We start from the raw sequence: 8,494 nt of genomic DNA, 5'->3' as shown, positions 1-8,494 counted from the left end.
CGAAGACACAACTAGAAGGTGACAAAGCTAAGTTAGATGAAGCAGTAAATACAGAAGGTAAGACACCAGAAAGTATTGAAGCTTACGAAGCTGCTAAGAAAGAAGCAGAAGCGGATGTTACAGCAGCGAAGGAAGCAGCCCAAGTATCATTAGCTAAAGGTGACAATGCGACAGCGGCTGAAGTTCAAGCAGCGAAAGAAAAAGTAACCGCAGCTCAAGGTAAGTTGGACAAAGCGAAAGAGAAGTTAGTCGATAAAGCAGACAAGACAGCTCTAACGCAAGCTAAAGAGGACTTGGAAGCAGCCCTTACTCCAGGAGCATCAACATCTGGTAAGACAGAAGCAAGTAAGAAAGCTTATGAAGACGCGAAGACAAAAGCTAACGCAGCAGTAACCGAAGCTGAAAAAGTGATTGCCAACGCGAACGCAACGGAACAAGACGTAGCGGATGCGAAAGCGAAAGTTGATGAAGCGAAGAAAGAACTTGATAAAGCCAAAGAAGGCTTGGTAGATAAACCAACTTCTGTACCAAGTAATGATGACAACACTAACAATAGTGCTAACACCAACAACGGTGCTAATACCGACAATAGCAGTAACAGCAATACTAGTGGCGACACTAACAATAGTGCTAACACGAACAACGGCGGTACTACCACCCCTGCTGACAGCAATAGCGATAGTGTGACACCAGATAACAGTGCCAATACTCCAGCTCCTGGTGTGACGACCGACGATAGTAGCAACACCACCCCTGCTACTCCATCATCTACTGTTGGGCAGGCTCAAGCAAGTACTCCAGCTCAAGAAACACCAGTTTTTACAAACACTCCAAACAATTCAGGCGATACAGCAACTCCTAGCGAGACTCGTCCTGTTGACAAGTCTGAACTTGCGCGATTGGTTGAAGAACTAGAAACTCGTTTGAAAGACTTGGATGGTATTGATCAATCTGTCATCGACGCTGCTAAGATCATTCTCGGAGAGGGTCAAGCAGCCCTTAGAAATACTGACTTGACAGAGGCAGGCTTGAAAGAGATGACTGCTAAGGTCAAAGAAGCCCTCGAATCCTTGAAAGGCAAGCAAGCGACTAAGGATGAAGAAGAAACGAAAGAAACAAGGAAAGAGCAAGGTCATCTTCCATATGGTACGATGATTGGCAGCCTACTTGCCCTTCTTGGTCTCCTTCTCTTCCTCATCGCTCGTCGCAAGAAAGAGTCGGAACTCAAGAAATTGACCAAGGAATTGACTAAGGTTCTGCAAGAAAGCGACCTTACAAGTGTAGATGCGAAAGTCCTCGACCAAGCACGAGAAGCTCTCGCTCAAGCAGTTGCTTTCCTAGCCAATGAGAAAGAGTCTGACCACACAGAAGATGAGTTGATTGAGAAACTCAAAGCTATTCTTGCTCAGTTAAGATAAGCGACATGTGAAATATCGCAGGCGACCATAGAAGTTACTACATTGCTGGATAATGACGATAGGAAAAGTTAGTAGCAAACCTGTAGTGGGAAGTTGCCAGCTTCTAGCGGGGAAGTGGTTTTGGGAACAGGACACCATCTTTTGGATGGGAATCCTTCCTCCTCTAGTACAAGTAGAAGGCTTTGATGGTAGAATAAGATAAAGAAGAAACACGAGACAAGTAAGATAGTTCATGAAATGGAACTGAAAATTGCTGGTGTGGACTCTTGAAGGAAGTAATGGATAGAAAGAAGTTGAAAAGCGTCTTTCTATCCATCTTTCTTTGGGAGTATATGTAAGCGCTTTAAAAAGAGAAAGGGTAATGGAATGGGGAAACATGAAAGTAGAAAAAACAAACCTATTTTATTAGTAGGGAATGGAATCAATAGATTATTTGTAAACGAGCCAGAAGATGATGATTCCTTTAATGTCGACAAGTTTAGAGGTGAAAAAGAGGCGGAGAAACGTTCATTACATGCTGAGATAAGCGATTCTTTAAGTTTTCCGATGAGGATTTCAGTAAACTATGAGGGGAAAGAAGAAACTGTCGCAGAGGAACTAACTGATTTTTTGAAGGATAAGATGACGATTTCAAAAAGAAAGAAAGAGTTTCTTGAGGACTTATTAACGTTAGAAGTAGAGAATATTTTGACGACGAATTACAGTTTTGAATTTGAAAAAACAATCTGTACTAATCCATCTATTGGAAAAATCTTAAATCTATATGGATATGGGAAGGAGGGTGAAATCAGTAAAAAGGAAAAGGAGCTAGGAATTTACCAGTATATAAAATTAGGTGATCGAAAAAAACTATGGCATATACATGGAATAGCAACGAGAAAAAAGTCTATTATACTAGGACAATACTATTATGGCTATTTGCTTTCGCAGGTGATAGGATATACGTCTGAATTATTAAGGAGATGGAATTCTAAAAATGATTTTTATCATCATTCATGGATTGATTGTTTTGTAAGCAATGATGTTCATATCCTTGGTTTTGCTTTAGATTTAGCTGAAATCGATTTGTGGTGGCTACTCGCATACAAGAAGAAACATTTTGAATTTACAAAGGTGTATTTTTACTCTAAAGGTGGAGATTTAGATGATAATGTGAGAATACTCTTGTGTACATATGGCGTTATTATAAAAGAAATAAATACGGCTGACTATCATGATTTTTATAATCAAGTTATTACTGAAATAAGAAATGGGATAAAAAATGGATAGAGATTTTATATAAGAAATTGTAAGAGGTCTGTTCTCTCTTGATAAAATGACTCTCATTTGACTTTTTGCACCAAAAATAGCATCATATTCGGTGCAAAGGAGGCGTGATAGATGAACTATAAGCAGGAAATAGTAAACAGGATAGAAAATTTTGAATCAAATCAAGTTTTTATAGCAAATGATTTCTTTGATATTGCAGGATATGAAACTGTTGTTCGTAGGACATTAAATCGTCTTGTAAAAGACAAAGAGATTACTCGCATTTTGAAAGGTATTTATTATAAACCAAAATATATAGAACTGATTGGAGAGTATGCAATGGTGTCTGTGGATGAAGTTGCTGATGCTATTGCTAGAAAATATAATTGGACCATTGCTCCATCGGGGAACACAGCCCTGAATTTACTTGGTTTATCTACGCAGGTACCAGCAAAATGAACCTATATATCAGATGGAAGATATGCCAGTTTTAATGTTGGTAAGGCAAGGATAGAATTTAAGCATAGAAATAATGGAGATATTTCAAATATGTCAACCTTAACTGCAATGGTGATACAATCTGTCAAGGCAATGGGGAAAGAGAACATTACTTCTCAGCAGATTGACTACTTAAGGAAAAAATTATCTGAAGAAGAAAAGTCAACATTACTAGCTGAAGGTAAAACTACAAGTGTCTGGGTATATAGTATTATCAAGAAAATATCAGAGGTATAGGGATGTTTGAGGATAAATCGATTGGGAAAAATAAATCAATTTCTCAGAATGTTTTTAGAAGTCACGGTGTCTATTCTAGCTTCAATCCACTAGAAATTCCATAGATAGAAAACTACATAATCTCTACAGATACGGATGTTGGAGTTGATGTGAGATGCTTTGGCTTGCTGGAGGAATTCTGGATTGCCAAACTGTATCATTGAAATTATTGCTCAAATTTGTTATGATATAAATATGAATAAAAGTAGACTGGGACGTGGCAGACACGGGAAAAAGAGACATGTATTATTGGCTTTGATTGGTATTTTAGCAATTTCTATTTGCTTATTAGGTGGATTTATTGCTTTTAAAATGTATCAGCAAAAAAGTTTTGAGCAAAAAATTGAATCGCTCAAAAAAGAGAAAGACGATCAATTGAGTGAGGGAAATCAGAAGGAGCATTTTCGTAAGGGGCAAGCCGAAGTGATTGCCTATTATCCTCTCCAAGGGGAGCAAGTGATTTCCTCTGTTAGGGAGCTGATAAATCAAGATGTTAAGGACAAGCTAGAAAGTAAGGACAATCTTGTTTTCTACTATACAGAGCAAGAAGAGTCAGGTTTAAAGGGAGTCGTCAATCGTAATGTGACCAAACAAATCTATGATTTAGTTGATTTTAAGGTTGAAGAGACTGAAAAGACCAGCCTAGGAAAGGTTCACTTAACAGAAGATGGGCAACCTTTTACACTTGACCAACTGTTTTCAGATGCTAGTAAGGCTAAGGAACAGCTGATAAAAGAATTGACCTCCTTTATAGAGGATAAAAAAATAGAGCAAGACCAGAGTGAGCAGATTGTAAAAAGCTTCTCTGAGCAAGACTTGTCTGCATGGAATTTTGATTACAAGGATAGTCAGATTATCCTTTATCCAAGTCCTGCGGTTGAAAATTTAGAAGAGATAGCCTTGCCAGTATCTGCTTTCTTTGATGTTATCCAATCTTCGTACTTACTTGAAAAAGATGCGGCCTTGTACCAGTCTTACTTTGATAAGAAACATCAAAAAGTTGTCGCTCTAACCTTTGATGATGGTCCAAATCCAGCAACGACCCCACAAGCATTAGAGACTCTAGCTAAATATGGTGTTAAAGCCACTTTCTTTGTGCTTGGGAAAAATGTTTCTGGGAATGAGGACTTGGTGAAGAGGATAAAATCTGAAGGTCATGTTGTTGGAAACCATAGTTGGAGCCATCCGATTCTCTCGCAACTTTCTCTTGATGAAGCTAAAAAGCAGATTACTGATACTGAGGATGTGCTAACTAAAGTGCTGGGTTCTAGTTCCAAACTCATGCGTCCGCCTTATGGTGCTATTACAGATGATATTCGCAATAGCTTGGATTTGAGCTTTATTATGTGGGATGTGGATAGTCTGGACTGGAAGAGTAAAAATGAAGCAGCTATTTTGACGGAAATTCAGCATCAAGTAGCTAACGGCTCTATCGTTTTGATGCATGATATTCACAGTCCGACAGTCAATGCCTTGCCAAGGGTCATTGAGTATTTGAAAAATCAAGGTTATACCTTTGTGACCATACCAGAGATGCTTAATACTCGCCTAAAACCTCATGAACTGTATTATAGTCGTGATGAATAAGCAAGAAAAAATAGGTCTGTCAGATATGTGATAGACTTATTTTTTACAGAAGATAGTACTACTTAAAAAATGTTTTATGCTATAATTGATGAATATAGTAGATTGAAGCTAGAATAGTACACCTTGACTTCTAAAGCATTGTTAGAAATTGATTTGACTGTCCTAATCAATTCGTCCTATTCTTATTTCATTTCACTATAATACTCAATGAAAATCAAAGAGTAAACTAGGAAACTAGCCGCAGGTTGCTCAAAACATTGTTTTGAGGTTGCAGATAGAACTGACGAAGTCAGTAACAATACCTACGGCAAGGCGACGTTGACGTGGTTTGAAGAGATTTTCGAAGAGTATAAAATAGAAGGAGAAGCATATGAATACCTATCAATTAAATAATGGAGTAGAAATTCCAGTATTGGGATTTGGAACTTTTAAGGCTAAGGATGGAGAAGAAGCCTATCGTGCAGTGTTAGAAGCCTTGAAGGCTGGTTATCGTCATATTGATACGGCGGCGATTTATCAGAATGAAGAAAGTGTTGGTCAAGCAATCAAAGATAGCGGAGTTCCACGAGAGGAATTGTTCGTAACTACCAAGTTGTGGAATAGCCAACAAACCTATGAGCAAGCTCGTCAGGCTTTTGAAGAGTCTTTAGAGAAGCTGGGTTTGGATTATTTGGATCTGTATTTGATTCATTGGCCGAACCCAAAACCGCTTAGAGAAAATGACGCATGGAAAATCCGAAATGCTGAGGTCTGGAGAGCGATGGAAGACCTCTATCAAGAAGGCAAGATCCGTGCTATCGGCGTTAGCAATTTTCTTCCCCATCATTTGGATGCCTTGTTTGAAACAGCAAAAATTCTTCCAGCGGTCAATCAAGTTCGCTTGGCACCAGGTGTGTATCAAGATCAAGTCGTAGCTTACTGTAGAGAAAAAGGAATTTTATTGGAAGCTTGGGGGCCTTTTGGTCAGGGAGAACTGTTTGATAGCAAGCAAGTCCAAGAAATCGCAGCAAATCATGGGAAATCGGTTGCCCAGATAGCCTTGGCCTGGAGCTTGGCAGAAGGATTTTTACCGCTTCCAAAATCCGTTACAGCCTCTCGTATTCAGGCTAATCTTGATTGTTTCGGAATTGAGCTGAGCCACGAGGAGCGTGAAACCTTAAAAGCGATTGCTGTTCAGTCTGGTGCTCCACGAGTTGATGATATGGATTTCTAGAAAATCATAAAAAGAATTGTACATTATTCTAATTTTTGATATAATAGTCAGCAGGAAAGAAAGTCTTATGGCGTTCTTCAAGCGAGCTTGGGATAGTGGGAGCCAAGTAGGGCAAAATAAAGAACTGGCGCTTTCTGTCGTATTTTCAAAAACAATGAAGTAATAAATTAGGGTGGAACCGCGTTTCTGACGCCCCTAGTCGCAAGGCTTGGGCGTTGAAATTCGGTTTTTTTTTAATTTATGGAGATATAGAATGGATGTAACATATAAATTTTTAGATAACCCGAAAGAAATCAATATTTCTATTGAAGGTTTTTCAGTTCTTTACGGTGATAATGGTGTTGGAAAAACTAGAATATTAAAAATACTGAGTTCAATTGCAAATTTAAAAGAAATAAGTTCAAGTGTTTTAGAATTATTAGAAAAAAATAATTTAGAATATATAAAAATTAATAATGAATCACTATTGAGCATATTTGATGGTGAGAATAGAGAAAATAAATTAGATGATAACCTATATGATAATTTTATTAATGATCATTCGGATGCATTTAAAGATTTGTGTATTGTATTTTCTGAAATTATTAATAAAAATAGATTTATACCTTTTTTTCCAGTTTCAAAATTTGTTGGATATAACAGGAGAATAGAGAGAATTTTAGAAAGAGGAACTAGAAAGAATCTATATCACGAAATTAGCATGTTAATAAATGGGATTACATATTTATTACATGAAATTGAAAGGTCTGTTAGAAATATAGATATTGCATTTGATACGGAATTAATTAATCTATCTAAAGATATCTTAGGTTATATCAGTCGGAATTTTGATAATTACAAATTTAAAAATAGCTTCAGAGGTGGAATAAGTGAATCTTTAAATAAAGATTTTTTTTCTGAGCCTTTATTTCAAAATAAAAATTCCAAATATATTTCTCCTGAGTTAAGTGAGTTTAAATCAGCAGAAGCTCTTATGACACGAGAACTTCTAATTGCTAAAGAAAATTGTGCTAATTATAAAATAAAGTGTTCTTATGATTCTGATGCTACGGAATATATCAAAGATATTACATATTATATTGAAAGGTTAGCGTTGCTTAATGACTTTTTAGCTAGATACTGCAATATTATAATAGAAGTAAATATGGAAAATTATTCTAGTATAATAGCAAGGAAAAATGGGGATGAAATTGAGTTAAGTTTTTTATCATCTGGTGAACAACGCTTAATTACCCTATTAACGAATTGTATCTTTAGTGATGAGAAAATAATTTTGATTGATGAACCTGAAATATCACTTTCGATAAAAAACCAAAGTAAATTAATCCTCGACATGAGTAATATATTAAAGCAGGCTAATAAGACTTTGATTATTGCTACTCATGCCCCGTATATATTTCAGGCTTGTAAAGAATTAGGTTTTAATAGGGTTGAAATATAATGGGGAAGCAGACAAATTCAAATATCAGTTTGGATACGATTATTGATTCGGAAATAGAGAATGAATTAAGTACAAATTCTATTGTTATTTACGCTGAAGATCCCGAATTCTATAGATACTATGTGTCGCCAAGTTCTATGGTTAGTATGAAAAAGTTAGATTGTATTAAGGTACGCGAGTTAGTTAAAAAATCTCCGAGTGGAGTGATAGGTATTGTGGATGGAGATTTTGATGATAGTTTAGAACATGAACATTTATTTAAACTAGATTATTACTCTATTGAAAATGTGGTTTTAATTTATCATAAAAGAATACGTGAATTAAAAGAAAATACACTAATTTATTTAAAGAATGGTTTGGATAAAAAATATAGACTTTCTCATACACGTGATGGTAAAACTATCACCGTAAAAAAATCTTCTAGAATAGATTCGAGGTTTGATAAATATGTAAAAAGAAAAATAACAAATGAATATACTTATGTTAAATATATGGATTTGAAGGATTTTGTTAATAGTTTTAGTAGTGATAATTATCAAAAAACACTACCAACACAAGTGAAATTTGAACAGTTATTTTCTCAATATTCGTTCGAAAGATTTGTTGAAGTTTTTACTAAATTTTGTGGAGATGACGCCTATATAGTAAAGGATTATCCGCAAATATTTGATTTTTCTTTTCGTACTTAATTGTAATTAAAGAAATTAATAATTCGTTTTTGCCAAGTAACATCGACGAGGCAAACTCGTGTCGCAAGTAATTTATATAAAAAGGAGTAAACAATGTCTAAGAAAATAACATTTCACTGCGTCA

General features: G+C 36.0%; 6 protein-coding genes and 1 pseudogene. All 7 read left to right on the top strand.

Features of this window, described 5'->3' with window-relative positions; translation table 11 throughout:
* Positions 1-1,418 (top strand): hypothetical protein (locus OVN23_RS01585; RefSeq protein ID WP_267240267.1); only part of this gene is annotated, 1,418 nt, incomplete at its 5' end.
* A 366-nt stretch (positions 1,419-1,784) separates the two neighbouring features.
* Complete coding sequence (locus tag OVN23_RS01580; RefSeq protein ID WP_267240266.1) at positions 1,785-2,687, top strand: hypothetical protein; 903 nt, start codon at positions 1,785-1,787, stop codon at positions 2,685-2,687.
* Between the two features lie 111 nt (positions 2,688-2,798).
* Positions 2,799-3,401: pseudogene (locus tag OVN23_RS01575) on the top strand (DUF6088 family protein).
* A 234-nt stretch (positions 3,402-3,635) separates the two neighbouring features.
* Entirely contained in the window at positions 3,636-5,027 is a 1,392-nt protein-coding gene (pgdA, locus tag OVN23_RS01570) for a peptidoglycan-N-acetylglucosamine deacetylase PgdA (RefSeq protein ID WP_267240265.1), read from the top strand.
* A 370-nt stretch (positions 5,028-5,397) separates the two neighbouring features.
* Entirely contained in the window at positions 5,398-6,240 is an 843-nt protein-coding gene (locus OVN23_RS01565) for an aldo/keto reductase (RefSeq protein WP_267240264.1), read from the top strand.
* 253 nt (positions 6,241-6,493) lie between these two features.
* Positions 6,494-7,681, top strand: coding sequence for an AAA family ATPase (locus tag OVN23_RS01560; RefSeq protein WP_267240263.1), 1,188 nt, complete (start codon positions 6,494-6,496; stop codon positions 7,679-7,681).
* Positions 7,681-8,370 carry a hypothetical protein gene (locus OVN23_RS01555; protein WP_267240262.1) on the top strand — a complete coding sequence of 230 codons (690 nt, stop codon included), beginning with the start codon at positions 7,681-7,683 and terminating at the stop codon, positions 8,368-8,370. Before OVN23_RS01560 ends, OVN23_RS01555 begins: the two co-directional genes overlap by 1 nt.
* The last annotated feature ends 124 nt before the right edge of the window (positions 8,371-8,494 follow it).

Origin of the sequence: Streptococcus sp. Marseille-Q6488, from assembly GCF_946902925.1 — a bacterium.
Lineage (GTDB): Bacteria > Bacillota > Bacilli > Lactobacillales > Streptococcaceae > Streptococcus.
This window is presented reverse-complemented; position numbering and strand designations above follow the sequence as displayed.

Excerpts from the sequence above, each read along its gene's own strand:
- OVN23_RS01580 (WP_267240266.1), top strand. The coding sequence starts at position 1,785 with ATGGGGAAACATGAAAGTAGAAAAAACAAACCTATTTTATTAGTAGGG.
- pgdA (WP_267240265.1), top strand. The coding sequence starts at position 3,636 with ATGAATAAAAGTAGACTGGGACGTGGCAGACACGGGAAAAAGAGACAT.
- OVN23_RS01565 (WP_267240264.1), top strand. The coding sequence starts at position 5,398 with ATGAATACCTATCAATTAAATAATGGAGTAGAAATTCCAGTATTGGGA.
- OVN23_RS01560 (WP_267240263.1), top strand. The coding sequence starts at position 6,494 with ATGGATGTAACATATAAATTTTTAGATAACCCGAAAGAAATCAATATT.
- OVN23_RS01555 (WP_267240262.1), top strand. The coding sequence starts at position 7,681 with ATGGGGAAGCAGACAAATTCAAATATCAGTTTGGATACGATTATTGAT.